Origin of the sequence: Paenibacillus konkukensis, from assembly GCF_023523925.1 — a bacterium.
GTDB lineage: Bacteria > Bacillota > Bacilli > Paenibacillales > NBRC-103111 > Paenibacillus_S > Paenibacillus_S doosanensis.
The window spans coordinates 6,456,644-6,482,544 of sequence record NZ_CP027059.1 but is presented as its reverse complement, the minus strand read 5'-3'; the positions used below and the strand labels follow the sequence as shown (position 1 = coordinate 6,482,544).

Annotated in this window: 22 protein-coding genes; 5 read left to right on the top strand and 17 right to left on the bottom strand. The window is 55.7% G+C overall.

Going from position 1 to position 25,901, the window contains the following annotated elements:
• Positions 1 to 5: 5 nt before the first annotated feature.
• The 5 genes from SK3146_RS28125 to SK3146_RS28105 all read right to left on the bottom strand — a co-directional run bounded on the left by SK3146_RS28125 (position 6) and on the right by SK3146_RS28105 (position 7,046).
• Positions 6 to 677 (bottom strand): EAL domain-containing protein, encoded by a 672-nt coding sequence (locus tag SK3146_RS28125; RefSeq protein ID WP_249866468.1) that lies wholly within the window; start codon positions 675 to 677, stop codon positions 6 to 8.
• A gap of 454 nt (positions 678 to 1,131) precedes the next feature.
• Positions 1,132 to 3,399: an Ig-like domain-containing protein gene (locus tag SK3146_RS28120; protein ID WP_249861877.1), complete on the bottom strand. Its 2,268-nt coding sequence runs from the start codon at positions 3,397 to 3,399 to the stop codon at positions 1,132 to 1,134.
• A 275-nt stretch (positions 3,400 to 3,674) separates the two neighbouring features.
• Positions 3,675 to 5,222: an extracellular solute-binding protein gene (locus SK3146_RS28115; RefSeq protein WP_249861876.1), complete on the bottom strand. Its 1,548-nt coding sequence runs from the start codon at positions 5,220 to 5,222 to the stop codon at positions 3,675 to 3,677.
• Between the two features lie 32 nt (positions 5,223 to 5,254).
• The gene (locus SK3146_RS28110; RefSeq protein WP_249861875.1) at positions 5,255 to 6,121 is read right to left on the bottom strand and encodes a carbohydrate ABC transporter permease; all 867 of its coding nucleotides are present in this window, start codon (positions 6,119 to 6,121) and stop codon (positions 5,255 to 5,257) included.
• Positions 6,122 to 6,137: 16 nt separating this feature from the next.
• On the bottom strand, positions 6,138 to 7,046 hold the full coding sequence (locus SK3146_RS28105; protein ID WP_249861874.1) for an ABC transporter permease: 909 nt from the start codon (positions 7,044 to 7,046) through the stop codon (positions 6,138 to 6,140).
• A 257-nt stretch (positions 7,047 to 7,303) separates the two neighbouring features.
• Between SK3146_RS28105 and SK3146_RS28100 the strand changes: the two genes are divergently transcribed.
• Positions 7,304 to 9,592 (top strand): helix-turn-helix domain-containing protein, encoded by a 2,289-nt coding sequence (locus tag SK3146_RS28100; protein WP_249861873.1) that lies wholly within the window; start codon positions 7,304 to 7,306, stop codon positions 9,590 to 9,592.
• A gap of 82 nt (positions 9,593 to 9,674) precedes the next feature.
• Here SK3146_RS28100 and SK3146_RS28095 read toward each other — a convergent pair whose 3' ends face one another.
• The 3 genes from SK3146_RS28095 to SK3146_RS28085 are packed head-to-tail and all read right to left on the bottom strand — an operon-like array spanning position 9,675 to position 12,594.
• On the bottom strand, positions 9,675 to 10,595 hold the full coding sequence (locus SK3146_RS28095; protein ID WP_249861872.1) for a sugar phosphate isomerase/epimerase family protein: 921 nt from the start codon (positions 10,593 to 10,595) through the stop codon (positions 9,675 to 9,677).
• Between the two features lie 50 nt (positions 10,596 to 10,645).
• Positions 10,646 to 11,557 carry a Gfo/Idh/MocA family protein gene (locus SK3146_RS28090; RefSeq protein ID WP_249861871.1) on the bottom strand — a complete coding sequence of 304 codons (912 nt, stop codon included), beginning with the start codon at positions 11,555 to 11,557 and terminating at the stop codon, positions 10,646 to 10,648.
• Positions 11,554 to 12,594 carry a Gfo/Idh/MocA family protein gene (locus tag SK3146_RS28085; RefSeq protein WP_249861870.1) on the bottom strand — a complete coding sequence of 347 codons (1,041 nt, stop codon included), beginning with the start codon at positions 12,592 to 12,594 and terminating at the stop codon, positions 11,554 to 11,556. Before SK3146_RS28085 ends, SK3146_RS28090 begins: the two co-directional genes overlap by 4 nt.
• 365 nt (positions 12,595 to 12,959) lie before the next feature.
• Here SK3146_RS28085 and pdxK point away from each other — a divergent pair, with 365 nt between their 5' ends.
• A complete protein-coding gene (pdxK, locus tag SK3146_RS28080) occupies positions 12,960 to 13,769 on the top strand; it encodes a pyridoxine/pyridoxal/pyridoxamine kinase (protein WP_249866467.1) in 810 nt (269 codons plus the stop codon).
• 185 nt (positions 13,770 to 13,954) lie between these two features.
• Here pdxK and SK3146_RS28075 read toward each other — a convergent pair whose 3' ends face one another.
• The 3 genes from SK3146_RS28075 to SK3146_RS28065 all read right to left on the bottom strand — a co-directional run bounded on the left by SK3146_RS28075 (position 13,955) and on the right by SK3146_RS28065 (position 17,391).
• Complete coding sequence (locus tag SK3146_RS28075; protein ID WP_249861869.1) at positions 13,955 to 14,569, bottom strand: hypothetical protein; 615 nt, start codon at positions 14,567 to 14,569, stop codon at positions 13,955 to 13,957.
• A gap of 107 nt (positions 14,570 to 14,676) precedes the next feature.
• The gene (locus SK3146_RS28070) at positions 14,677 to 15,903 is read right to left on the bottom strand and encodes an RtcB family protein (protein WP_249861868.1); all 1,227 of its coding nucleotides are present in this window, start codon (positions 15,901 to 15,903) and stop codon (positions 14,677 to 14,679) included.
• A gap of 303 nt (positions 15,904 to 16,206) precedes the next feature.
• Entirely contained in the window at positions 16,207 to 17,391 is a 1,185-nt protein-coding gene (locus SK3146_RS28065; protein ID WP_249861867.1) for an MFS transporter, read from the bottom strand.
• A gap of 352 nt (positions 17,392 to 17,743) precedes the next feature.
• On the opposite strand from SK3146_RS28065, the gene SK3146_RS28060 reads away from it, so the two are divergent.
• A complete protein-coding gene (locus tag SK3146_RS28060) occupies positions 17,744 to 17,944 on the top strand; it encodes a hypothetical protein (protein WP_249861866.1) in 201 nt (66 codons plus the stop codon).
• 165 nt (positions 17,945 to 18,109) lie between these two features.
• Here the strand turns inward: SK3146_RS28060 and SK3146_RS28055 are convergent, their stop codons facing one another.
• A complete protein-coding gene (locus SK3146_RS28055; RefSeq protein WP_249861865.1) occupies positions 18,110 to 18,841 on the bottom strand; it encodes a DUF1906 domain-containing protein in 732 nt (243 codons plus the stop codon).
• A 223-nt stretch (positions 18,842 to 19,064) separates the two neighbouring features.
• Here SK3146_RS28055 and SK3146_RS28050 point away from each other — a divergent pair, with 223 nt between their 5' ends.
• Both SK3146_RS28050 and SK3146_RS28045 read left to right on the top strand, forming a co-directional pair.
• Complete coding sequence (locus tag SK3146_RS28050; RefSeq protein WP_249861864.1) at positions 19,065 to 19,670, top strand: pentapeptide repeat-containing protein; 606 nt, start codon at positions 19,065 to 19,067, stop codon at positions 19,668 to 19,670.
• A 135-nt stretch (positions 19,671 to 19,805) separates the two neighbouring features.
• Positions 19,806 to 20,138, top strand: a complete 333-nt coding sequence (locus tag SK3146_RS28045) for a hypothetical protein (RefSeq protein ID WP_249861863.1) — start codon at positions 19,806 to 19,808, stop codon at positions 20,136 to 20,138.
• Positions 20,139 to 20,288: 150 nt separating this feature from the next.
• On the opposite strand, the gene SK3146_RS28040 is transcribed toward SK3146_RS28045, so the two are convergent.
• The 5 genes from SK3146_RS28040 to SK3146_RS28020 form a co-directional block, all read right to left on the bottom strand.
• Positions 20,289 to 20,429 carry a hypothetical protein gene (locus SK3146_RS28040; RefSeq protein WP_249861862.1) on the bottom strand — a complete coding sequence of 47 codons (141 nt, stop codon included), beginning with the start codon at positions 20,427 to 20,429 and terminating at the stop codon, positions 20,289 to 20,291.
• A gap of 84 nt (positions 20,430 to 20,513) precedes the next feature.
• The gene (locus tag SK3146_RS28035; protein WP_249861861.1) at positions 20,514 to 20,828 is read right to left on the bottom strand and encodes a metal-sulfur cluster assembly factor; all 315 of its coding nucleotides are present in this window, start codon (positions 20,826 to 20,828) and stop codon (positions 20,514 to 20,516) included.
• A gap of 94 nt (positions 20,829 to 20,922) precedes the next feature.
• A complete protein-coding gene (locus tag SK3146_RS28030; protein WP_249861860.1) occupies positions 20,923 to 22,635 on the bottom strand; it encodes a ribonuclease J in 1,713 nt (570 codons plus the stop codon).
• A gap of 203 nt (positions 22,636 to 22,838) precedes the next feature.
• Positions 22,839 to 24,260 (bottom strand): arylsulfatase, encoded by a 1,422-nt coding sequence (locus SK3146_RS28025; protein ID WP_249866466.1) that lies wholly within the window; start codon positions 24,258 to 24,260, stop codon positions 22,839 to 22,841.
• A 65-nt stretch (positions 24,261 to 24,325) separates the two neighbouring features.
• On the bottom strand, positions 24,326 to 25,891 hold the full coding sequence (locus tag SK3146_RS28020) for an extracellular solute-binding protein (RefSeq protein WP_249861859.1): 1,566 nt from the start codon (positions 25,889 to 25,891) through the stop codon (positions 24,326 to 24,328).
• Between the last annotated feature and the right edge of the window lie 10 nt (positions 25,892 to 25,901).

Here is a 25,901-nt window from a genome sequence, read left to right as displayed (position 1 = left end):
ATCCTTTACAATATAGGGTTAACGAACACGAGTTCTTCCAAAGGCTGGGGTTTTGCAAACAAATAACCTTGTCCGTATACGACCCCCATCTGCTCCAATATGTAAAATTGCCGCTCAGTTTCGATGCCTTCGACGATTAATTCGGAGGAGCCGCCGCTGCAAAACTCGGCCAGCATCCGGATCATTCGCTGCTTCCCTTGGGAATGCTCCAGACCGTTCGTGAAATATTTGGACAGCTTAATATAATCGGGCTCGAAGTCGACCAGCTGCTTTAGGGAAATGGCGCCTTCCCCTACGTCGTCGAATGCGATCAAGATCGCCTTTTTATGTAAAAGGTTCACAATACCCCGATCCAGCAGCTCCGTCCATCTGTCGAATTCCTCGATCGCTTCGTTAATTTCGAACACAATATCCAAGCCGGCAGATCGCTGAAAAACAAGCTCGTCCAGGAACGCATGAAATTCATGATGAAGCAGCGTGGACGGGTATATATTAACGAATAGCTGATTTTTCCGGCCCGATATGACTTGACTGCATTGACTGACAGCCCGAAGAACGGATTGCGTATCCAGATCGAACAGGCGGTCTTCTCGGCGGGCCATCTCAAACAACTGCTCCGGATGTCCTATATTGCTTCTGATCAGAGCCTCAAATCCTAGTATCTCTCTATTTTCCATATAGACGATCGGCTGATATACATGCGAGAAAGAGCAACCTGCTTTTTCATACGGCATTGTCAATATTCCTTTCTTCCTAATTAAAGGGCTTATGCGGCTGCAATCTATTTCTATAATTTACTAGCATCACTCTAATTCTAAATGAATTTGCTTATCAAATCCAGCAATCCCTTACATATATCGACAAATATTTTATGTTTTCCAGGTTCCATGTCCCAAAAAAGACAAAATCTACTTTCTAGCGATTAGTTCTTAAAGCCTATGTTGAGAGGCGGCAAACAAAAAGAAAAACTGCCCGGCGCATTCTATGCCGAGCAGTTTCGGAATTTTTGAAACAATACATTTGAAACAATACATTCATACGGCCGGAAACGGAAGCACATCATGTTTCCAACGCAAAAACGGCGGCATCGCAGGACTTGACTGCCAAGTCCCATGATGCCGCCTTGTCCCTTCAGCGAAGCGGATATAAGCTGACCGTATGCGGCTCGTCGTAAGCTTGAGCCCAGTAATAGCCCGGCGAAGTGACGCGCCGCGGCTCGAAGCCGACCTGTCCCCCCGCCGGAATCGTCTCCGAGGCGAGCGTGATCATCCCGTTGACATCGGTTCGGCCGCCGGTATATTTGCCGCCCGCATATTGAAAGCGGCCTTCGACCAGAGCGTTCGCGAGCGGCTGTCCCGTATTCTTGTCAACCGCTTGCATCGTCACCGCCGCGGCGGAGCCTTTCATCGCAATGCTCATCCCTTGGAGCGCCATCGGCTTCAAAGCGGTCTTCTTCGTCTTGACGGACGCAGGCAATGAAGCCGGGCCGACATTCCCCCGCACATCGCGGGCGGCTACCTTGTAATAATAGACGGTATCGGGCAGCAGCCCGGCGTCGCGGAAGGAGAGCGAGCGGGACTCTCCCGCTACGTTGTCGGGGCCCGGCGTAAACCAAGGCGTCGTCCCGCGGTAGATCACATACCGGTCGATATCCGTATTGTCGCCGGCCATGCCGTACGCAAGCTCGGCCTGCTGGTAATCGGCCGCTTCGGCCTTCAGGATGCCGCGGACGGCGGACGGCGCTTTCGTGTCGGCGGGAGGCTGCCAGACGGTGCTGCCCGGTCCCCAGTAAGACGGCAGCGTACGAAGCGAATCATAATGATGCACCGCAATCCCGCCGAAGGAGACTCTGCTCCCGTAAGCGGCGTATACTTTATCCAGCTCCGCTTCCATCGCCGCGCGCCCTTCCTCGCGAAACGTGATCGCTTCCGGATCGCCGCTATTGGCAATATCGAGGGTTTCCACTCCGATGACGACCGAATGCGGCTTGCCGATCCCGTCCGCATAATCGATCTCGCCCTGCGCTCCGGCGATAATGCCCGCCGATCCGTCCGCCGTATCGCGATAATCCATAATCGAAATATAATCGGTCATATCCTGCACATGCTGCGACAGCCATTTAGCGCTTCCGTTCCAGACGATGCCCTCCGCCTGCGCCGACGAATCGAACCATTTGGGGATCGCCGGTCCGAAGGGCAGATTCAAGCCGGACGCGTTGCGGCGGTCGATCATTTTTTGCAGCATCTCCAAATACTGCAGCTGCAGCGACGGATAATCGTCCTTGAAATCCGGCGAGATGTAAGGCTCGATATCGGCGTTCACCCCGTCAAACCGCTCACTGCGGGATGAGGCGATATTGTAGTTCAGCACCTTCTCCATTTCCCTCACGGCTTTGTCGTGATAGATCGTATACGCTCCCATATAAGGCGGAGTCGTCCCTCCGGAAATGCAGGCGTACACCTGATACCCCCGGCCGTGGGCCCACGCGATGAAATTGCGCAGCTTGCCCGGATCGTCCGCCAGTATGTCCATATCCGCCATCGGGCCGACGGCCAAATAGAGCGTCGTCACCGGGTCCGAGCCGAAGGTCGACGTGTCCTTGGCGAAGGCGTCCAGCACCGCCCTCGAGCCCGGGTTCAGCAGCAGCCGGTAAGCCTCCGGCTCCCATATCCACATCGCCCGATCCTGCGGCTTCGGCGTGACCGGTTCGCGCGCGCCCCGGCCCACCGTCGCGTAGGTCGTGCCGCTGAAGCCCGTGCGGCCGCGGATATCCGTCGCCTTCGCCTCAAGGCTGCTCGTCGCATCCCCCAGCCCCTTCGTGTTCCATTCCAGCACATACTGCTCTCCATGGCGCAGCGCAGGCTTCCACGGCCCTCCGTTCACGCGCACCTGCACGCTGCGCACGGGCGCGCCGCCGTATACCGCCACGGTGACCGGAACCGTTCCGCTCACGGAACGCCCTTCCGCCGGGTTCACGATGGCCACCTGCGGCGCTTCTCCCCTGGAAGGATCGGCCCGCAGCTCGAGCGTATCGCTCCAGACGCCGTAACGCGTCTGCGCGTCCGACCCGCTGGCGCGCAGACGGACGACGCCGCTGTACTCGCGCGTGTCCAGCTCATAGCGCCACGTGCCCGCATCGTCGGCGTCCGGGTCGTCCGTCGCGACGCTAACCTGGGACTCGCCGTTGATGCTGAGCTTAATATCGTAAGCCCCCGTATACGTGCCGGTCAGCACCATTTTCGGCCATGCGAGCGTCCCGCCCGTCGCGGGAGCGTCGATCGTCACGGAGGAAGCCGCCCAGACGGCGGGCAGCGGGACGGTGAAGGAAGAAGCGGTAACCAGCAACGACATGCATACGGCGAAGACGAAGCGTCTCCAGGCGTTTACTCTGCTTAACATCTTAGCGGCCTCCTATGGCGGGAACAGCGGTGCTCCCGCTTCCCGCCAGCTTGATTTTCAGGCTTCTCCCTGCGGCTCCTATCCTTTTAGAGTCTGTCCGACGGAGTACCTTTTGTGCATAGCGAATGAATAATGACTGTATATTTCACCGCTAACGCTGTATAATTACTATCATTTTGCATATATACCTTCTACGTCGCTCATCGGCCAGACTCTTAAAAGAGTGGTGATTTCGCCGTTATGATCTAAAGTTCTCCGCCGTCTCCGGCTGCGGGCTACGGCTTCAGCTTCGCGCTCTCCACCCGCTTGTAAGCTTCCTTGTACGTGTCAACCAGCTTTTGCGCGCCCAGATTGTTCATCTCCTCGACATATTTGCCCCACTCGCTTAAGCTCCGGGTTCCGAGCACGAACTTGGCGAAGCTTTCCTCCTTGTGCTTTTTGAGCGCCTCGCCGGTGACGGACAGCACCTCGTTCTCCTTCTCCGTAAACGAAGGCCGCGGCTGCATCGCCGGAGGATCGTACTTGGCCGCTTCCTTGTACGCATTTTGCAAATCTTTGGAAAACAGCGACAGATGGGCGTCGTAATCGATCCAGGTGTACGTGCCTCTGCTCGATTGCAGACCGGTCTTTTTGCGCATTTCCGTCACGTCGGTAAATTCAGGCTTGAATTTCTTCTGCCCGTTCTCTGTAACGTACGTCTCTCCTTCCTTGCCCCAGCTTGCCAGCGTGCGCCCTTCTTCGGTATAGAAGAAATCCATAAAGGCCATGACGTCCTTCATGTTTTTGGAAGTCGACGCCACCGTCATGCCGCCGTCCAAATAATGGAAGTACGGATTGAGCTGCTTGCCACCGTCCAGACCTGCAGGGGGAGCCATAAACTGCATGTTGTAGTCGGGCCTCTCTTTTTGCATCGCATTGTTGAAGAAATCGATCCGGCTAATATAGTCGATGGTAATGAACGATTTGTCGGTCGACATCGTATCCTGCCACTGCTTCGTCTGGATAGACAGGAAATCCGGAGGAATCAGCCCCTCGGCGTAAAACCGGTGCCACATCCCCACCATCGCCTTGTAGTTGTCTTCAATCGGCCCGTATCGCCATTCCTTCTTGTCGATGTCGTAATACGCGTCAGCGCCGGTTTCGTAGTTGGCAGCCAAATGCGTATACATTTCGTCGGGAATTTGCCCGAAGCGAAGCGACAGCGGGTAGCTGTCCGGATAAACCTGCTTCAGCTGCTTCATCGTCCGGTACAGCTCTTCATAGGTTTTGGGCGGCGTCAGGCCGTTCTTCTTAAAAATGTCTTCGCGATACAGCCAAATCATCCGGTTCGTTTCCCCGAAGCCTTGGTTAGGGAACATATACATTTTGCCGTCGGCCGAAATCATCGCCTTCGCTTCATCCGGATACTTCTGTATCCACTTCTTCAGATTGGGCATCTGATCGAGATAATCAAGAATGTTGACAAGCGCGCCCTGCTGCCCGAACCGGTCGGAATCTCTGCGGCTCGGCATGCTCATTAAATCCGGTAAATGATTCGAAGCGATCGTCAAATTGAGCGTATCGTTCAGCTTGCCCGACGGTGTCTGTACCTGCAGCGTCACCCCCGTCTTCTCTTCGAGCCACTTCCAGATCGGCCAATCCTTGCTGTACGGAAACGTCGGGTTGTTGTCGAGCAGCGCCGTCAGCGTCTTCTTGGCCGGCGTTCCGTCCGGCGCGTTCGGCGCCGCCCCTCCTCCCGCTTCCGTCCCTTCATTCCCGCTGCAGCCGGCCATAACCGATAGCGCCATGACGGAAGCAAGCGATAACGATGCCATTTTATTCATGAAGACCCTCTCCTTTGTATAGGTTTGAGCAGCTAGCCCTTGACGGCGCCGATCATCGCGCCCTTGACGAAATATTTTTGCACGAACGGGTATATGAGTAAAATCGGCAGCGTCGAGACCATAATCGTAGCGAACTTCAAGGAATCCTCGACGACCAGATTATCTCCGCCGATGCCGGTCACATTGCCGGAGCTGACGCTCCCGGCCAGCACCAGATTGCGCAGCAGCACCTGCAGCGGGAACAAATCCGGGTTGCGCAAGTAGAGCAGCGGCAGCATGAAGTTATTCCACATCGCGACGGCGTAGAACAGAGCGATCGTGGCGAACACCGCCTGCGACAGCGGAATAACGACGCGGAAGAAAATGCCGATATCGGTCAGGCCGTCCACACGCCCCGAATCCTCCAGCTCCTTCGGAATGCCGCTGAAAAACGTCCGCATCAGAATCAGATTCCATGTGTTCACCGCGCCCGGCAGCACCATGCCCCACACCGTATCCATCAGCCCGAGCGAGCGGACGACGAGAAACGTCGGAATCATCCCGCCGCTGAAAAACATCGTAAAGACGACCAGCAGCGTAAAAAAGGAATGATACCCCATATCTTTGCGCGATAACGCGTACGCCCCCATCGAAGTGACGGCGACCGAGATCAGCGTCCCGAGGACGACGTAGACGATCGTATTTTTGTAAGCCAGCCAAATGTTCGGATCGGCGAACACCAGCTTATACATCTTCAGATTAAATCCTTTCGGCCAAAGGGTCACTTCTCCCTTCATGACATAGACGTCCTGGCTTAAAGAAACCGCCAGCATATAGACGAACGGATACAGCGTAATGACGATCACGCCGAGCAGGATGACCGTATTTACGACGGTAAAAAACCCGGTCTTTTCTTTCAATGCTCACCCCCTCCTTTTACCACAGACTCGTTTCTCCGACCTTACGGCTGATCGTGTTGGCCGTCCAAATAAAGATCAGACTGATGATGCCCATGAACAAGTCGATTGCCGCCGCATAGCTGAAATTGCCCTGCTCCAGCCCCACCCGGTAAACGTACGTGCCGATGATGTCCGCCGTGCCGTAGGTCGCCGGATTGTACATCAGAAATACCTTTTCGAAGCCGATCTCCAGCACCTTGCCGACGTTCAGAATCAACACGATCACAATAGCCGGGGCGATGCCGGGTACGGTCACATGCCACAGCTTGCGCCAGCGGCTTGCTCCGTCCATGCCCGCCGCTTCGTAGAGCTGGGGATCGACCGCCGTAAGAGCCGCCAAATAAATGATCGTCTCCCAGCCGATATGCTGCCAAATCTCCGACAGCACGTACACCGTTCGGAACATCCCTGGCTCCATCATAAAGTTGACCGGCGCGAAGCCGAGCGATCGGATCACCTGATTGACCAATCCGCCGGTCGGCGACAAAAACATGATGACCATGCTCGCCACGATCACATTCGAGATGAAATGCGGCAAATAACTGACCGTTTGCACGAATTTTTTGAACAGCACGGTTCGCACTTCGTTAAGCAAGAGCGCCAGCGCGATCGGAGCGGGGAAGCCAAACAGCAGTTTGTACGCTCCGAGCAGGAACGTATTGCGCAGCAGCAGGAAAAAATCCGGGTTCTCCAGAAACATCCGGTAATACTTCAGTCCGACCCATTCGCTCGCCATAATGCCTTTGAACGTATTGTAGTTTTTGAACGTAATGACGAGCCCGAACATCGGAACGTACCGGAATACAATAAAATACGCGAGACACGGCAGAAGCAGCAGCCAGAGATATTTGCTCTTGCGCCATGTTTTGGACAAGGACGCCGCCATTCTCCTACACCCCCCTTGCTTTTTTGTCGCCCGCAGTCCATCCTGCTTGTAGGGCCATCATAATCGAACCGGGAGCGGCAAATAAATCTGCATGTTCTTGATCCGATCCGCTTTTTCTTGAACAGATGGAGCAGTGTGCATGAAGTGGAAAAAGTGCATATTGTTCCGAACCGAAAAAACAACGTATGATAAAGGTACCCGCACCTGGAGACGTCCGTTTTCATGAGAGGTGACTTCCGCGACGAAGGGTTGGAAGCATGATGGCCGAATTTGTTCCCCGATCGATAAAACCGAAATCCCTGTTTGGCAAAATGCTGACCGGCTTCCTGGCCGTCATCGTTCTTCTCGTTGCCTTTAATTTCGTCACTTCCGTTTATTTAAAAAATAAAATTCACGACGAAATCGTGAAATACAACGAGCTGAGCATCAATCATACGGTGGAAGGGTACGAAAATCATTTTCGCTTATCGAAAAACATCGTGCTGGGTCTGAATCAAAACGACCGCTGGATGACGAATCTGAACATATTAAGAAAGGTGAAGGAGAACAACGGCTACGCCAGCATCGAAGATATACGCTCCGAGCTGAAAGCGCTCTACAGCAATCCGTTCCTGCAGTTCGAGAACGTCATCATCTATTTCCGAAACGACGCTTATGTCGTGGAGAAGGACGGCACGAGCAGCGCCGAGGACATGTTCGGCAAATTTTACCGCAGCGGGGATTACCCGCTGTCGTTCTGGAACCGCCAGTTCGACGAGCGCATCGGCTTCCGGGTGCTGCCCGCTTCCCGGTTTACCGAGAAATCGGCCGGCGTCGAGACGGACAAAGGACTGCTGCTGCCGATGCTGATGAAGCCGATGCCGTATAACGATATGTACATGATCGTCATGCTCGACGCGCAGAAGCTGTTCCAAATTCATAATATTTCGTCCGATCAGCATTTCTACATATTGGACCCGGACGGACGGCCAATTTATACGACGACACCGGATATGCCGATCGAGCCGTTATCCGCCTTCGATCCGGCAAAATCGTCTGTCATGAAAGGGCATTATTATTACTTTTTCCGCAAAGGTCCGGAGACCGGGTTCACCTATGTGAGCATGGTGCCGGCCGAGTCGATCTCCTTGCAGCTGGTCCGGCTTAATACGATCCTCATTTCGCTGCTCGCCGCGGCAGCCCTTGTCAGCATCGCCGCTTCCGTCCTGTTCAGCCGGAGCCTCCATACGCCGCTGCGCAAAATTATCGACTCGCTGCAGGCATGGGATACCGGCGAGCCGCAGCCGAAGCACGGGCCGATCCGCGAATTCGACCTGATCGGCCACAAAGTCGATCAAATGATGCAGACGAACAAAAGCATAACGCAGGATTTGGCGCATAAGACGTCGCTGCTGCGCAAATACGCGCTGACCAACAAGCTCAAAAACATCCATATGAACCTGGCGGAATTAAGGGAAATGGCCGATAACAACATGCCGTTCATGATTTTGCTGTTCGAAATCCATTTCAAGGAGAAATACGCGGAGCTCAGCATCGATCAGGAGAAAGGAACCTATTACATCCGCGAATGTATCGACAGCGTGCTGCTCCGGTCGTACGAGGAATCGGTGACGTTCCAGATGGAGCGCAATCTCGTGCTGTCGCTTATTTTTACCGCGGATACCGGGCCGGACAGCGTCAGCCAGCCGATCGATTATTTGAAAAACATGTTCGATGTCGAGCATGATCTGTATTTGGTGACGATGGCCGTCAGCCCGTTATATCCGGCGGCTTCGGCCTTTACGGAAGCTTATGAGGAGATGACGCAGGCGATCAAGCAGCGGAGGCTGCTTGATGAAACCCAGGTGATTCGCGGCGTACAGCCCGCTCCCGAGCCGTATCCGTTCACCGTGCTGATGGAGGAGGAGCTTCACACGAGGCTGATGAGCGGCCGCGAGGAGGCGGTCGGCGAATGGATCGCCAAGCATGTGGAGCAGCTCGGCCGGCGGGGCGCTTCCATCGAGGCGTACCGGCAGTTCGCCAAGGAAGTCGCCCTGCAGACGGATAAGACGCTGCAGAAGCTGAATTTGCACGGGCAGCGCGGCGGCGCTTCGGCCCAGCCTTCCTTATGCGGGCTCAGCGCCGTTTACAGCGCGGAGCAGCTGAAGCAATGGTTCGCGGCGCTGCTGCAGCCCGCCGTTCAGCTGATCCGCCGCCATACGGAGGACCAGGACCCGATCACGCGCTTTGTCATCGACTATTTGGACGCTCATCTGCACGAGGACATCACCCTCGATCTGATGGCCGACAAGCTGAAGATTACGCCGGGCTATTTATCGACGTATTTCAAAGAAAAGACGGGGATGAATTTCAGCGATTATTTGAACGATCTGCGCATTCAGCGGGCGAAGCTGCTGCTGGACAATCTGGAGCTGAAAATCCAGGATGTGGCCGCTCATGTCGGCTACCAGAACGCGAACTCGTTCATCCGCATGTTCAAGCGATATTCGGGGATTACGCCTGGGGAATACCGCAAGAAATACGCTTCGCGGCTGACGGCGGAATAAGCGATGCAGCCCTCTTCTCTTGGGCTGCATCGCTTGCCCCGCGCGAGCCGGCGAACCGTACAACGAACCTTGCTTATATAACTTACCTATCCGGGTTGTCCGGCAGTGCGGCGCTCGTACGCCCGGACAGCGTTTCCCGCAGCAGGGAGAATAAATGCTCCAGACATTGCCGGGAAGCTTCTTCCCCGCCTTCGGAAAAGGCATAGCCCGAAGGGCGTTTCAACTGCTCCTCCGTCAGCTCGGATCGCAGCCGGTAATGGGTCTCGACCATCGCATAGCCGTTATATCCGTCCTCCAGAAGCTTGGCGAATAACCCTCTGTAATCGACCTGTCCCATTCCTATGGCAGCGCCCTCGATTTTATCCCCTTTCCGAACAGCGTCCTTCAGATGAATGTGGCGCAGATGCTCTTTCACATGCAGGTAACCGTCAGGATAAGGGAGCTCGCCGTCCGGGTCCCATATATCGTTGCCCGGATCGTAGAGCGCCTTGACATAGGGGGAAGCGACCGCCTCCACCAGCTGTGCGACTTTGGCGGCGTTGGTAGCGTAGACCGCCGGATCGAATTCGAGCAGGAAGGTAACGCCCGCTTCTTCGAGGAGCGGCACGATGCCGCTCAGCTGCCGCACGATCGCCGGGAGCGCGGCGCCGAACGGCTCTCCTTCCTTCGCCCAGAAGCTGAAGCCTCTAACCATCTTCGCGCCGAACAGCTGCGCGATCGCTAAATCCCGCGCCAGGACGGCCCTGCTCTGCGCTACCTCCTCCGGACTGTCCAGCGCGCATTTGAACACCGGCGTCGACAGCGCGCACACGTGCATACCCGCCGCCTGGATTTGGCTGCGCAGCTCCTCCAGCCGCTTCTGCGAAAGCTGATGAAGCGGCAAGCCGTCCACCGAGCGAAGCTCCAGCGCCGTAAGCCCGAATTCCCGGGCCAGCGCAATAGCCTCCTCAATCCGCTGCGACACTTCATCGGTAATAATCCCTAATTGAAACGGAATTTCCATCGTTTCGGTTCCACTCCTTTGGCCGGCCATAAGTTCAAGGCCGGTTGCTTTTAACTTAGCCGGACGGCGGCTCCGGTTCTTCTGCTCTCGTTGGCCGCTTCGATGAACCGGATCACTTCCAGCGTCTCCTTCATCTCGATAGGCGCAGCTCCCGTGCGGAACATCGCAACGATCGCTTCCAGCATGCTGGCGTAATACGGCTTCGGATGCGCGTACACATCGACGAACCGGCTCGACTGCTCCCGATGGATGAGCGCGCAGAAATTCCGGTTGCCTTTGCGGTTGCCGCGAATCGTGCCTATTCTGCCGTCTTCCCATACGCCGACGATTTCATCATGATCGTCGTTTGTGAATGCCTTCACTTCCCGGCAGCCCCGGCCCATCGCCGCGTACAGCATATCCGCGGTATGGATGCCGTACCAGAACAACCCCGGCTGCGTCGGCTGCAGCTCCATCGGGCCGCAGCAGTCGGCCCCGATAATAGCGCCTTGCGCCTCTTCCGCGATCGCATCGCTCAGCCCTTGCGCGTAGCGGACGGACGAGCAGCTCATGAGCGGTATGCCGCGCTCTGCGGCGATTGAGGCCATCGCCTCCGCATCCCCGCTGCCGACGGCGAACGGCTTGTCGACGAAGACCGGCTTGCCGTAGGCGGCCGCTCGCTTGAACTGCTCCAGGTGAACGCGGCCGTCCACCGAGAGCAGCATGACGGCGTCGCAGCGCTCGGCGACCTCTTCGATCGTTGCGGCTATATCGACGCCGAAGCCATCCCGCAGCCTGGCGGCAAAGCCGGCGACCCGGGAGCGGCTCAGCTCGAAATCGGACGAGCCGCCGGGATAGGCGGCCGTTACCTGCGCGCCGGGAATATGATGCGGATGGCTCGGATCGTTAAGCAGCTCCGCAAAGGCGGGTGCATGGCTCGTATCGAGCCCGATCATGCCGATGCGTAATGTTCTGTCGTTCATAGGAGCTTCACTTCCTTGCCGGTCCTCGCCGATTCGTAGATCGCCAAGATCAGCTCCACCGATTTGCGAGCTTCTTCGCCGGATATTAACGGCTCCCGATCTTCGCGTATAGCGCGGATCAAGTCGTCGAGCAACATGTAATGGCCGTCCTCGGATATGTCGTGCGGATTATCGCTGCCCTCCGCCCGGCGCTCGGCGGCCGCAATCACAGGCGGCTCCTCGCCGTCCGCCGTCTTCCACAGCTTGATGCCGCTGTCCGCATAGACGATCGAGCCGTGCTCGCCGTGAATTTCGAATCTCGGCTCCTGCCCGGGATTGACCGAGGTCGCCCCTTGAATGACGCCGAACGCCCCGTTCCTGTACTTCACGACGGCGACCGCCGTATCCTCGACCTCGATATCTCTGACGAGCGGAGCCGCATAAGCGAATACGCTGTCCACATCGCCCATAATCCAGCGGATGATGTCCACCCCGTGGACGCCCTGATTCATCAGCGCCCCGCCGCCGTCGATCTCCCACGTTCCCCGCCAATCGGCGCTCCGGTAATATTCCGGACTGCGATAATATTTCAAATAAGCGTCTCCGAGCACGAGCTTGCCGAGCTTGCCCTGCTGAACGGCTTGACGCGTCCGGATCGCCAGCTCCGTCGTTCTCTTCTGAAACACCGTCGCCAGCTTCACCTTATGATTGCGGCACGCCGCAATCATCGCATCCATGCTCTTCAGCGTAATATCGAGCGGCTTCTCGCACAGAACATGCTTGCCCGCCTCGGCCGCCGCAATGACCGCTTCGCCGTGAAGCCCGCTCGGCAGGCAGACGCAGACGGCGTCGACCTCGCACTGCTCCAGCAGCTGCCCGATATGCTCATAGACGAAAGGCACACCGTATTCGTTCGCCAGCTTCTGCGCCTTCTCCTTCACGCTATCCGCAACGGCGACCAATTCCGCCTCCGGATGCGCCCTGATCGCTCCCGCATGCAGCGGCGCGATAACCCCCGCCCCGATAATCGCAAACTTGATTTTGCCTGATGATGACATCGGTAATCCCCTCTTCCGTTTTCAATTGCTGCGTTACTCAGCCTTGCTCTCTCGCAGCTTATAGCGCGGCCGTTTAACGAATTTGAAGCGTTATCCTGCCGCCGCAGCATATATCCTTTCCCCGCTATCATAACGGAGGAACGCTTGATCAGCCTATCGCCGGTTTTTCCGCTTTTACCTCAAGATTCAGGGTACCGGAAACTATGACGATGAATCCGATAAAATGAATATTCGCGTTTTTCCATTGAAAATTCCGTGTAAAGTGATAGGATAAAGAATACCAGCCTTTGGTTCGTCGGGCTCCTGCGGGGGCCGACGCCGCCGGCGGCTTTTTCACGAAAGACAGCTATAAGGAGAGAAGCATGATGAGTATGCACAAAGCTTTAACGATTGCCGGTTCGGATACGAGCGGGGGCGCCGGAATTCAAGCCGATTTGAAAACCTTCCAGGAAAGAGACGTCTACGGAATGACCGTACTCACGACGATCGTGACGATGGACCCGGACAATAACTGGCATCACGGCGTCCATCCCGTGGCCCTGCCTACGATTGAAGCGCAGCTGCAAACCGTGCTCGGCGGCATCGGCGTCGATGCGCTGAAGACCGGGATGCTCGGCTCCGTAGAAATTATCGAGCTGGTCAGCGAAACGATTAAGAAGAAGGGCTTAAGCCGTATCGTCATCGACCCGGTGATGGTATGCAAAGGCAATGACGAAGCGCTTCATCCGGAATCGACCGTGGCGCTTCGCGAGCTGCTTGTGCCTTTGGCCGACGTCGTCACGCCGAATTTGTTCGAGGCCGCCCAGCTCGCGGGCCGCGCTCCGATCAAGACGCTCGACGACATGAAGGAAGCCGCGCAGACGATCCGCGAGTCCGGCGCCAAATATGTGCTGATTAAAGGCGGAGCGAAGCTCGATCATCCGACGGCTGTCGATCTGCTCTATGACGGTACGAGCTTCGAGCTCTACGAGTCGAAGAAAATCGCTACGACCTACACGCACGGAGCCGGCTGCACGTATTCTGCGGCCATCACCGCGGAGCTGGCCAAAGGCAGCGATGTGAAGCAAGCGGTCGCTACGGCCAAAGCGTTTATTATGAGCGCGATCAAGCACGGCTTCCCGATCAATTCCTTCGTCGGCCCTACAATGCATTCCGCTTACAGAAAGTTCCAATAAGCGCTTCGCGTTAAGCGCGGGCGCCTCCATCTTCCAAAGATGAGCAGCTACCGTTTCAAGGCGTAGCTGCTCAGTCTGGACAGCAAGGCAAAAAGCCCCGGGCATCGGGTTTCTCCTCGAAAGGAGGTTACCCGATGCCCGGGGCTTTATTATGCCGGGCCGGATACCGAGGGGTGAAATATCGTTCAACGGTTAGACAGATCCATATCGTAATTGACCCATCTCATTTCCTTGAACCCCATAATCGTTTTAAATTCATACACCAAATCATGAATGAATTCCAAATGATGACGATACTCCTCGGAGAACAAATCCCTTAATTCTTCGATGTCGATCTCAAAGCGCTGAAACGCTTCGGGACGTACCCCAGCGTACTGCTCCTCCGTTTCCTTGAGAAACTCCGGCAGTCGCTTAACTTCCTCAAACATCTCGTCCGTTAATTCTTTGGGTAAAGCATGCGGTATTTCACCGGGGTATCTTTCCTCAGCCAACTTACAAAAATAGGAATATTCTAAATCATAACTTACATCTAACGAAGATGTAATGCGTCCGTCATCAAACACCTTGAATCCCCATCCGTGATCCTCAGCATTGTAAAAATACAGCAGCGGCTTTTTGCGGGACAGCCCGGCCAATTTCTCCACTGTAGCGGAATCGCCCAAATATTCATCCTCCATCAGGATAACCGACCATGTATCATTCAATATCTCGATTCTGTCCTTATCGGTTAACGTCGCCCCAAATGTTTCATCGGCGAAATCGCTTGTCCGAAACAGCGTTCCTGCCGTAAATTCGCTCATTCTATCCCCCCTATCATTATGAAAGAGCCCCTTTTGTACAGGGACCCTTAAAAACAAGCTACTATTCAATAATTATAGAATAAGATGGGCAAAAATGGGTGAAAAACTTAATCCTTATACGGATCGAACTCATCGGCTCCGGCCATACATGCGCCGATCGGCTTGAGCACATGCAGGACGTCGATCGTGTCGGCATGGGCATCCAGCACTTCCTGCAGCTTGCGGTAGACGAACGGACTCTCGTCGGTTCCGGCTCCGCGCAGCTCGACGCCGAAGCTGCGGACCGCCGCTTGCATCTGCTCCGGCGAGATCTGGCCGCCAGAGCGGCTGCGGGTTTTCCAGTTCATTTTGCCCGCAGCCTGCGTGCGGCTCATAATTCTGCCCGCGCCGTGAACCGTGCTGTAAAAGGCATCCCGGTTCTCCTCCGTCTCCTTGCCGCGCACGATGACCGAAATATCGCCCATGCTCCCTCCGATAAAACCGAGCTGGCCCGGAGCCGACGGCGTCGCTCCCTTGCGGACGACAATCGCCTCGCGACCGTGATACCGCTCTTTCCAGGCGTAATTATGATGATTGTGCACCTCCAGCTCGGCCTCAGCCCCGAGCAGGGACAGCACCTGACGAATAACGTAATCTCTTCCCGCATAAGCGTACCTGCCGGCCAGCTTCATCGCCCGGTAATACATATCGCCGAGCTCGCTGCCCATATCGAGCAGCACCGGCGGCTGATCCATGCTCTCTCCCGGAGCGCGCCCCAGAAACTCGCGGCCGGCGGCCAAATTGAGAAATCCGCTCGCCGTCTTATGGCCGAACCCGCGGCTGCCGAAATGGTTGCCGATCCACAGTCTCCCGGTTCCGGCCTCTTCGAACAAATCGACGTAATGGTTGCCGCTGCCGACCGTGCCGAGCTGCTCGCGGGCCAAAGCTTTTAATTTATCGCGCTCCTGACGGCCGACCGCCAGATAGACCGACCAATCCGGGTCGTCGAACAGCTCATGATCGACCTTCTCGCTGTTAGCGCGGCCGATCCCGAAGGAAACCCGCTTGGCGATCAGGTCCATCACCTGCCCGATGCGCGGCATCAAGTCCGCCGCCTGCAAATTCGTGCGAACCGCTTTATTCCCGCAGCCGATATCGTAGCCGACACCCGAAGGCGAGATTTGACCGTCGTAGGCGACAACGCCGCCGATAGGCTGGCTGTAGCCTTTATGATGATCCGCCATCAGCAGCGCTTGTATTACATTGCCGTGAGACGCGCATGTTCGCGCTTGGGCCAGCGCCCCTTCATCCGGCTTCCCCCACACCCGCACTCCGTCTATCACTTGATATGCCATGAATGATTCAACTCCTCGTCTTCTGTAATCGCCCTCGCGATGATAGCTCCATTTTCTCCGAAAAAGACGATGCTGTACACGGCAAAAGTATTACGGCCGCCTCCCGGACCCCGAAAGCGGCCCCCAACCGATACCCCTGCAAAACGCGCCGCACTGTCGTTTAAGTTGATACCCCGCCTCGTTTCGGCAATCCGCTTGGCAACAACAAAAACCCGGGGAAGCGCCTCACATAACCTATTCAGCGCGTCCCGCGGGTTCATCGATCGGGATATGAAATTGTAGATCTGCCGGGCAAGCCTCATGCTAAGAAGGCTGCATTTCCTTATCCTTCGACCAATAAGCGGCGCCCATCGCCAGCAGCAGCAGCAATCCGGTGACGAGGAAGACGCTGTGGATCGAGAACACGCCGCTGATCGCTCCGCCGACGAGCGGCCCCAGCATGCCTCCCAGCTGACTGGCGGTCTGGTTCAAGCCGAAGGCGCGTCCGCGGAAGTCGGCCGGCGTCGTTCTGACGACCAGTCCGTTCAAGGCCGGGAAGACGGCGCAGAAGAACGCCCCGTAAATAAAGCGGACGATCGAGAAGCCCCAAATGCCGTGAAACATAATTTGCGCCAAATTGCCGAGGCCGCCGACGAAAAGGCCGATAACGAGAATTTTATGAAAGCCGATCTTATCGGCCAGCTTGCCCCACCGCGGGGCGAACAAAATGCTGGCGATCCCGACCAGCGAGAAGATGATTCCCGCCATGAGCGAGGCGTCCTTGGCCGAGCCGCCGATCTGCACGATGTACAGCGGCAGCACCGGCTCGATCGTCATTACGGAAAATTGGGTCAATAACGTCAAGCCGAGCACGGTCACGAACGGTTTATTTTTGACGGCCATTTTCATCGAGGCGATGATCGACGACCGGTCCTTGCTCGGGACGAACTTCTCCTCGTTCACCCAGAACAGCACGAGCAGCGTACTGCACAGCACGAACACTCCCGCGCTGGCGAAGGCGACGCGGCTGTCAAAAATTTTCGAAATCAAGCCGCCCATGAGCGGGCCCATAATACTCCCCGTCGCCGTGGAGGTGGACATCATGGACAGCGCGTAACCCACATGCTTCTCCGGCGTATTCGTGCCGACAAGCGCGATCGAACCCGGAATAAATCCGCTGAGCAGCCCTTGCAATAAACGAAGGATAAGCAGCTGATACGGGCTCGTTACCATGCTCGTCAGCAAGTAAATGACGCACAGGACGAAGCCCGCGCGAATAATCATCGGCTTGCGCCCGTATTTATCTCCCAGCGCGCCCCAGTAAGGCGAAGAAATAGCGCCGGCAAAAAAGGCCGAGCTGAATAACAGTCCCGACCACATTTCGATATTCTCGCTTACTCCGATATGTAATAAGAACAACGGCAAAAAGGGGATAACCATGGAAAAGCTTGCCGATGTAATAAAGCATCCTACCCATAGGAGCCATAAATTTCGTTTCCAAATCTCCATGACAACCTCCGCACCGTATAAACGACTCCCGATTAAAATAGCAAGACGTTGTTTTCATTTCAATAATTGTCTTAACAATTTATTAACAGATTCATCGTAACATCCCGGCTTCTATCTGTAAACCCTCTCAACCGACCTTGCTCGGGCGGGCTGTCCTATTTTTCTACAGAGAGTTCCAACGTTTGCAATCGGGTCATATAATATAAAAGGCTGGAGAACTGTCGCCGCAGCATACGACAAATTGCTGCTTTTTCCTTTGAAATTTGCTCCGGATTTTTATAAAATTATAGTAGTATTAATTCAACCCACTCATCGGAGCCTATGGAAAAGACAATGAAATGAGGGTGGATGCATGCCGAGATTATTGTATGAATATATTTACGTCAACATGTGGATCTTGCTCTTTCTCACCTTGATGTGGGCTAACGACGGCCATATCTCGGTATTCGAATCCGTTCTGCTTATCGCCTTCTCCGTGACGGTGATGGCGTTCGTCGGGAAGAAGCAGGTGCGTTCGGAAGGAAGCGGCCGCTACCGCAAGCCGCCTTTTTGACCGGTATTTTATTGGCCATCGTCAACGCCATCGAACGCCGTGTCCTGCCGCGATGAAGCCGCGTCCAAGCGCCGCCGTATGGCGACGGCGATCTTATAACAGCCCCGCCTGCTCTCCTTGAGCGGACGAGGCATATTTGGCGTACCCGGCGGGACAGACTCGCGCCTACTCCTCCGGCTGTCCCGAGGCTTTGCGCAGTTCGTTGGCCAGACGGTGAAACTCCTCCTTGCCGGCCTCGTCGTTCGCCGCGAAATACCCGGCCTTCATAAATTCGATCAGCTTATTCGCGTCGCTTACGCTGAGAGAAACATTGGCCCCGGCTGAGTTCCACCAGCCCTCTTGTCCATAAGATTCGTTCAGATCGACGGCGATGCCGTTTACCGTAATATCGTTTTGGTATTGATAGATGTTCGCTCTCGCCGATTTTTTGCCTCCGCTCCAAGCATACGTTTGCCATGCGCGCGAACAGGCTCCTGCCGCCATTACCGCTTCAACTACGGAATAAGAACCGTATACCCCGGTATTGTACCCAGGCGTCGCTTCGCTTGCTGCGCGAATATAGCTGATGACCGAGCTCATCTGAGCGGACGAGGCATCGAAGTCGACCGCGAAATAGATCGTGCTTCCCGGCGGCTGCCCCATTTGCCCCGCCAAGGCCAGCGCCGACGCGCCGTCGTACAATCCCGCCGCTCTTCCGCCCAAGGCCCGGTCCGCCGTCGTTTCATAGACGGAGACGATCTGCAATCCGGCATTGCTGATCGTATCGACCTCTTGCCGGGTCAAAGCTTTCCAACTGCTCGGAACGAGGTAGCGGGCGACAAAAACGTACCCGTCCCGCTCAAACGCCGCAGCTGTGTTCGCCGTAAGCGGTGTTGCGCAGTCAAATCCTTTGGCCATGTTGCATCTCTCCCTTTTGTCGTCTGCCGCAGCAGACGCTATTACTATAAGTTATGCAAAAAAAGCTTCATAGTTAGTGATTATAGCCCTGCTCAATTTAAACAGGCGTTTAACCAGCTAGGTCGAAGCTTCAAGCCGCCCCGAAATGAATTCGTCCTTGCAACCGGCTCTGACCAGCGCGCATAATGAGAAAGGAAGACAGTCAAAATAAAGGAGAGTTCCTATGTTTTCTTACATAGATCAGCAGTACGACGAGGTAGATTTCAGTCAAAAAGATTTGCGCGGCGGCGAATTAACCCATTGCCTGTTTCAGCGCTGCCGGTTTCGCGGGACTTATTTGGAGGAAATATGGACGACAGGATGCCAATTCATCGACTGCGATTTTAGCGGCGCTCAGTTGAACGGGTCGGTCCACAAAGGCACCGCCTTCACCAATTGCCGATTTCGCGGCGCGAACCTGTTTGCGGCCAAGCTGGAGGAATGCAAAATGGTCGGCTCCGATTTTTCGGAATGTACGATGGACGGCATTACGATCGTTCGCGGGGACTGGTCATATACGAATTTGCGCCATGCTCGTCTCGGTAAGCAGGATTTGCGCGAAATCCGTTTTGTCGAGGCGGATTTATATGAATGCAGTCTGGAGAAATCCGATCTCCGGTCGGCCGACTTGACGCGGGCCCAGCTGGGCAAAGCGCGTATCCAGGGGGCTGATTTGCGCGGCGCCGTTATGGACGGGGTCGACTTCAAATCGCTTGATGTCAAGGGAGCGCGGATGGATGCGGGACAGGCGATCGCGTTTTTACGCTCGTTCGGCGCCAAGGTCGAATAGCAGTCCATGTCAGTCATCGCCCTGAACAATCTGAGTCAAGCGGGTTTCCTTATTCAGGATAATGAATATTGCCGTGCGGTTTAACCCACAATAAAGGCGCACTGCAAACCATAGATATAAAGGAGCCTATCGTACATGCACACAGCGATGTCCAATCAGATTAACCAATGCGAGCAAATGATCCAGCAGTTGATGAGCCAAACCCAGCAAGCGAGCCAAATGTATCAGCAGCTCTTGCAGCAAGAGCAGCAAAACGCGCTCCATCTGGAGCAATTGGCGCAGCGGGAGCGGCAGGCCGTCCATATGATCCAGACCGCTCTGCACGGGCATCAGCTCGCCATGCAGCAGCTGCAGCAAGTAGCGCAAATTTGCAGACAGCTGGAAAGTCAGCAAATGGCCTTAGGCGGATATTCCGAATACAATCCGTCCGGCATGCCGGCGTATCCAAGCGGCAGAATGTATCAATAACCGCTTCGCTAACCGGATCGCTTTTGGCGCATGGAGCGCCCGAAGCGGTCTTTTTTTCTATATGCGAAGGCGGACGCTCCTACGAATAAAAGGTTAAGGCAGCCGAATGAATAAGCTGCCTTAACCTTGTCGAACATGCCGATGTCGGATTTAACGATGGCGAAGTGTATCGTCGCTTTCACGCGGGCTGTTTTGGGCCGGCTGCGTTTCATGGTTTTTCAATACTTGATCCGCATAATTCGGATTGGTATTGTATTTGTTTCCTTCGTTCTTCTTCATTCCTTTGGCCACTTGGCTTCACCTCCGTACGAATCGGGTTGCAGAATGAAATTCTACGCCCTTAGGATATACAAGTCCGATTGAATCATGCACGGGCTAGGACAACGTCTGTCGCGCCCGGATCTCTTCCCGCGCCTGATCGTTCATTTTGGCCGGGGTCCACTTGGGTTCCCAAACCAGCTTGACGTCGACCTCATTGACTCCGGGCACCTGCCCCGCCGCCTTCTCCACATCGGAGACGATCGTATCGGCCAAAGGGCATTCCGGAATCGTCAACGTCATTCGGATGGACGCCTTTCCGGCTTCGCTAACGGACACATCGTAGACAAGCCCGAGATCGACAATGTTGACGCCTATTTCAGGATCGATCACTTCTTCCAGCGCAGTTACAACGCGGTCTTCTAAACTCATGCTGTCGCACCTCCCTCCAATAAATCTAACTTCCTCCTGCCGGGCCGACCCTGATGGCAACGGGAGCATCTGCCGCATCACTTTTCCGTCGCCGTTATATTTCCATTATGATCGGCAAAATAACGGGCTTGCGCCCGGTACTTTCATACAGGTAGCGTCCTAACACGTCTTTGACGCCGATTTTGAGCGCGCTCCATTGATAAACATTTTCCGCTTGCAGCCGCGCGATCGTTTCGGCTACAAGCCGGTTGGCTTCTTCCAGCAGCGATTCGGATTCGCGGACGTAGACGAAGCCGCGCGAAATAATATCCGGCCCGGATACGATCTGCCCCTCGGTCCTGCTCAGCGTAACGACCACGACCAGCATGCCGTCTTCGGACAAATGCTTCCGGTCCCGCAGCACGATGCTGCCGACGTCGCCAATGCCCCAGCCGTCCACCAGGGTGTTTCCGGCTTGAACTTTACGGGCTTGCACCGCGGTTCCGTTCTCGATGTCGACAACATCTCCGTTGCCCACGATAAAAATATGACCGGGGTCGACCCCTACCGTTTCGGCCAATCGGCCGTGCAGGTGAAGCATCCGAAACTCGCCGTGAATCGGGATAAAGTATTTGGGCTTCATCAGCGTAAGCATCAGCTTAAGCTCTTCCTGGCTGGCATGCCCGGACACGTGCATACCCGTCACCGTTCCTGAACCGTAGATGACCTCCGCTCCGAGCCGGTACAAGTTATCTACCATGCGCGCCACGCTGCGTTCATTGCCCGGGATCGGCGTAGCGGAGAGAATTACTGTATCTCCGGGCAAAATCGCAACCTGACGGTGCATGGAGCCGGCCAGCCGCGACAAAGCGGACATCGGCTCGCCTTGGCTTCCCGTGCACAGGACGGCGATCCGGCCGGGAGGCAGCCCGTTTACTTCTTCCGGCTTTACCATCATGCCTTCGGGTATGCGAATATACCCGAGCTCCGCGGCGATGGCGACGACGTTTTCCATTCCTCTGCCGAGCAGGGCAATCTTGCGCCGGGTTGCAGCGGCCGCGTCGATGACCTGCTGCAGCCGATGAACGTTCGATGCGAAGGTGGAGAAAAATATTTTCTGGCGCGCCTTGCGGAAGGCCTCCAAAATATGCTCTCCGACATTGCGTTCGGACGGCGTGAAGCCGGGACGCTCGGCATTGGTGCTCTCCGACAGCAGCGCCAACACGCCGTTTTTGCCGATATCCGCCATCTTGTGAATGTCCGCGTACTGTTCGTTGACGGGGGTCAGGTCGAATTTGAAATCTCCGGTATGAACGACCGTTCCTTCCGGAGTCTCGAAAGCGATGCCGAGGCAGTCGGGGATGCTGTGATTGGTTTTGAAAAATGCAGCCGTGATCGAGCCCAGCTCCAGCCGGGAATCCGAGTCGATCGGAATCAGCTTCGTTTGCCCAAGCAGACGAGCCTCCCTTAATTTCGCTTCGATGAGCCCCAGAGTCAGCCGCGTGCCGTAGACCGGCATATTCATTTGTTTCAAAACATAAGGCAAACCGCCGATATGATCCTCGTGACCGTGGGTAATGATCAACGCCCGCACTTTATCGCGATTTTGCATCAAATAAGAAATATCGGGAATGATGAGATCGATTCCCAATAAACTTTCGTCGGGAAACTTCGATCCGCAATCGATTACGACGATATCTTTGCCGTACTGCACGACGTACATGTTTTTACCGATTTCATTTACGCCTCCGAGGGCGAAAATGGATAGCTTTTGGCCTGAGCCTTTCACGAAAACACCCCTCGAATATCTATTGGTGTCTAGTATCATTATTTGTCCGCGCCGCCGTTATCATGCATAAAGGCGCGCCAAGCTCGCAGCCATGCCAGATCCAAATCCCCGGTGAGCTTTGAGAAAAACGCCGCTGGACGTCCTTTCACAGTTGTCCAAGCCGTGTTCAGAGATGGTTTCCGCTGAGGTCAAAAAACAGGCCGCCCGCGAAGGGGGCAGCCCGTTTAGTCAAGTCTATCGACTTATTGCAAAATATGGCTTAAGCAAGCCCGCGGCTTTCGGCCTGCAGCAAGCTTCCCTTGTTCGACGTATCCTTCCTCGCGGCCCTCAAGCTCCGCGACGAGACGTTCCCGCCAAATGCCGATCCGTTCCTTGCCTTCAGGGCGGGCAGCCAAATTAGCGGTCTCTTGCGCATCGCTGCGCAAATCGAACAGCTGCTCCTCGCTGGTCTGGGAGTACCAAATATATTTCTCGCGCCCGTCCGTTACATAATGGTTGGACAAACTCCCGAATGCATGCTCCCCATGAATGTACTTCCGCCATGGCGCCGCTTCCCGGCGGCAGAGAGGCAGCACGCTGCTCCCTTCGACGGATTGCGGAACGGGCGCGCCGGCGGCGTCCAGCATCGTCGGCATCAGATCGCGCAGCTCGATCACCTCGTCGACCTGCCCGCCTTGGCGCAGGCCCAAACTGCCTCCCGGATCGTACACAATAAACGGAATTTTCGCGCTTCCCTCATAAGGAAGCGCTTTGCGGAAGAAATGATGATCGCCGAGCATGTCCCCGTGATCCGATGTAAACACGATTAGCGTATCGCGAAGCACTCCGTATTCCTGAAGCGCGTTAACGAGCCTCCCGATCTGATCGTCAATATGCGTGATCAAGCCGTAGTAGGCTGCGCGCGCACGGTTCAATCTGCGCCGGGGCACGATGCCGAAGATCGTCGTCGGATCGCTGGAGCCTCCCGCCTCCATTTCCGGACTTACCCAATCCCCTACAGGAGGCTCCGGCATGTCGGCATCTTTATACATATCGAAGTAAGCTTGCGGCGGATCGAGCGGCGAATGCGGGCGTACGAAGGATGTCCATAGAAAGAACGGCATGCCGGGGTCCCTCCGCCGCAAAAAGTCGATCGACTCGGTTACCGCCCAATTCGTCGGATGAAGATGCTCGGGCAGATGCCACGGCCTGCCGACCGTAGAAGCGTTGCAATCGAGGCCGAGCTCGGTAATATCGCGGCCCATTCCCGCCGATTCGCGAAGCCACCGCAAATAATCGTCGCATTCGTCAAAATGCCGGTTCGCCGTCGTAATATGCTTGTCGCGGTAGTAATGAAAATACCCGTCATGAAGCGCCACATGATGGAAGCCGCACAAGCTGCGGGTCGGATACACATGCATCTTGCCGACGCATTGCGTGTGGTACCCGGCCTTCGCAAGCTCTCCGGGAAGCGTATGCTCGTATTTCCACGGAACACCGTCCTGATAACCGACCCGTCCGTGCGAGCGCTGACTCATACCGGTGAAGATAGCCGCCCGGGCCGGGACGCAGGTCGGCGTCGCCGAATAGGCGCTGCGAAACAATACACCGGAACGGGCCATACTATCCAGGTTCGGAGTCTCCACGACCGGATGCCCCATAACGCTCAGGCAGTCCCAACGCATCTGATCGACGGTTATCAGCAAAATATTAGGTCGCCGCTGCTGCAATGTAACGATCCCCTCTCCGTTTATTTTTTCAGCTTTTTCCACTCTTCGTTCGCCTGCTTCTCGATCTGCTGCCCGCCCTGTTGATAATACTTTTGCACGAACTCGTCATACTTTTCTACCGGCCATACGCCCGTAATGATCTTGATCAGGTATTCCGGCCACAGCTTCGCTTCAAGGTCCGGATAATCGAGCTCCGCCTGCACCGTTCGCCAAAGCTGGTTCGGGATCACATATTTGCCGGCCAGTTCAAGCGCCGAGCGCACCTCCGGCGTCGTCCAGCGCCTGTCGATAATAAATACCATCCGAATCGGATTGGAGTAGCCCCGCTTGTACAAATCGGCATAGCTGACCGTTTGCGTAATCGTATTGCTCGCCTTGTCGAAGGTAAAGTCTTTGCCCTCGATCCCGTAAGTGACATAGTTGAAACCGCCGTTCTCCGTATCCGAAGCCATCCATTCAAGAAATTGGAACAGCTTCTCCGGATTTTGCGCCTTGGCGGACATCGCCCGAAGCGGAGCCGACGCAGCCGCGTTCGTCTCCGGGAAGCCCTGCTTTCCGTCCGGTCCTTTGGGCGGCGCGATCAGCGACAGCTTGGCTGACGGCGTCGCCTTAACCAGCGAGCCGGCAACCGGATTCGCCTGCGGGTTAACCAAATACCCGTCGTCTTCCCATACGCCTACCTTGGAACCGACGATTTTCTCCTCCAGCTGCTTTCTCTCCATCACCGGAAAGTCGGGGTCGATCAACCCCTCCTTATACCACTGTTGCAGAACGGCAAGCGCTTGCTTCGTCTCCGGCAGCACCATGCCCTTTTTGATTTGGCCGCCGCTCTCCATCCAATGGGTCGGCGCAATGCCGAATGCCCCGAAGATCGACCGGAACTGCGTCAAAAGCGCCTGGTTCGTCTGGATCGTCTTCGTTGCTCCGAAACCGACCGTGTCGTTTTTGCCGTTCTTATCCGGGTCCTGCGTGACGAACGCTTTCAGGACATCATGCAGTTCGCCGATCGTCGTCGGCTGCTTCAGATTCAAATTGTCGAGCCAATCCTGCCGGACGAGAATGGAGGTCACGCTCGGCGTATTGAACGCTTCCGGACGTGTGCCGTTCGGTACGGCGTAAATTTTGCCGTCGTAAGTCACCTGATCCCAATACGGCTTCGGAATCGATTTGACCAAGTTGGGCGTTTGTTTCAAATACTCGTCGATCGGCTTCACGAGTCCCTGCTCAATGAACCGGGATAACGTCTTCGCATCGATATCGAAATAGTCGGGCAGCTCGCCTGAAGAAGCGAGCAGGTTCAGCTTGGTCGTATACTCGTCTCCCGCCGCGATCGTCACCTTGTAGTCGATCCCCTTGATTCCCGCCTTATCCAGAGCCTTCAGGATTTCCTGCCTGGCCTCGCCGCCGTCGGCCGGAAACTCCGGAAAGCCTCCGTTGCGCAAAAATTGCAGCGTAACCGGTTTGTCCCCCTTATCGGGGGCCGAGTCGGCGGGAGCCGTAGCGGCGTCTTTGCCGCTGCACGCGGCCAGCGCCAATGCCAATGCAGTAATACCGGTAACGGCCAACAGCCGTTTTTGTGGTTTCATCGAAAGACCT

What these genes read in the sequence shown, in the direction of transcription:
- SK3146_RS28100 (WP_249861873.1), top strand. Translation starts at nt 7,304, where the DNA reads ATGATGGCCGAATTTGTTCCCCGATCGATAAAACCGAAATCCCTGTTT.
- pdxK (WP_249866467.1), top strand. Translation starts at nt 12,960, where the DNA reads ATGAGTATGCACAAAGCTTTAACGATTGCCGGTTCGGATACGAGCGGG.
- SK3146_RS28065 (WP_249861867.1), bottom strand. Translation starts at nt 17,391, where the DNA reads ATGGAGATTTGGAAACGAAATTTATGGCTCCTATGGGTAGGATGCTTT.
- SK3146_RS28105 (WP_249861874.1), bottom strand. Translation starts at nt 7,046, where the DNA reads ATGGCGGCGTCCTTGTCCAAAACATGGCGCAAGAGCAAATATCTCTGG.
- SK3146_RS28095 (WP_249861872.1), bottom strand. Translation starts at nt 10,595, where the DNA reads ATGGAAATTCCGTTTCAATTAGGGATTATTACCGATGAAGTGTCGCAG.
- SK3146_RS28025 (WP_249866466.1), bottom strand. Translation starts at nt 24,260, where the DNA reads ATGCGTTGGGACTGCCTGAGCGTTATGGGGCATCCGGTCGTGGAGACT.
- SK3146_RS28060 (WP_249861866.1), top strand. Translation starts at nt 17,744, where the DNA reads ATGCCGAGATTATTGTATGAATATATTTACGTCAACATGTGGATCTTG.
- SK3146_RS28030 (WP_249861860.1), bottom strand. Translation starts at nt 22,635, where the DNA reads ATGATACTAGACACCAATAGATATTCGAGGGGTGTTTTCGTGAAAGGC.
- SK3146_RS28055 (WP_249861865.1), bottom strand. Translation starts at nt 18,841, where the DNA reads ATGGCCAAAGGATTTGACTGCGCAACACCGCTTACGGCGAACACAGCT.
- SK3146_RS28070 (WP_249861868.1), bottom strand. Translation starts at nt 15,903, where the DNA reads ATGGCATATCAAGTGATAGACGGAGTGCGGGTGTGGGGGAAGCCGGAT.
- SK3146_RS28125 (WP_249866468.1), bottom strand. Translation starts at nt 677, where the DNA reads ATGGAAAATAGAGAGATACTAGGATTTGAGGCTCTGATCAGAAGCAAT.
- SK3146_RS28120 (WP_249861877.1), bottom strand. Translation starts at nt 3,399, where the DNA reads ATGTTAAGCAGAGTAAACGCCTGGAGACGCTTCGTCTTCGCCGTATGC.
- SK3146_RS28045 (WP_249861863.1), top strand. Translation starts at nt 19,806, where the DNA reads ATGCACACAGCGATGTCCAATCAGATTAACCAATGCGAGCAAATGATC.
- SK3146_RS28075 (WP_249861869.1), bottom strand. Translation starts at nt 14,569, where the DNA reads ATGAGCGAATTTACGGCAGGAACGCTGTTTCGGACAAGCGATTTCGCC.
- SK3146_RS28085 (WP_249861870.1), bottom strand. Translation starts at nt 12,594, where the DNA reads ATGTCATCATCAGGCAAAATCAAGTTTGCGATTATCGGGGCGGGGGTT.
- SK3146_RS28050 (WP_249861864.1), top strand. Translation starts at nt 19,065, where the DNA reads ATGTTTTCTTACATAGATCAGCAGTACGACGAGGTAGATTTCAGTCAA.
- SK3146_RS28115 (WP_249861876.1), bottom strand. Translation starts at nt 5,222, where the DNA reads ATGAATAAAATGGCATCGTTATCGCTTGCTTCCGTCATGGCGCTATCG.
- SK3146_RS28020 (WP_249861859.1), bottom strand. Translation starts at nt 25,891, where the DNA reads ATGAAACCACAAAAACGGCTGTTGGCCGTTACCGGTATTACTGCATTG.
- SK3146_RS28035 (WP_249861861.1), bottom strand. Translation starts at nt 20,828, where the DNA reads ATGAGTTTAGAAGACCGCGTTGTAACTGCGCTGGAAGAAGTGATCGAT.
- SK3146_RS28090 (WP_249861871.1), bottom strand. Translation starts at nt 11,557, where the DNA reads ATGAACGACAGAACATTACGCATCGGCATGATCGGGCTCGATACGAGC.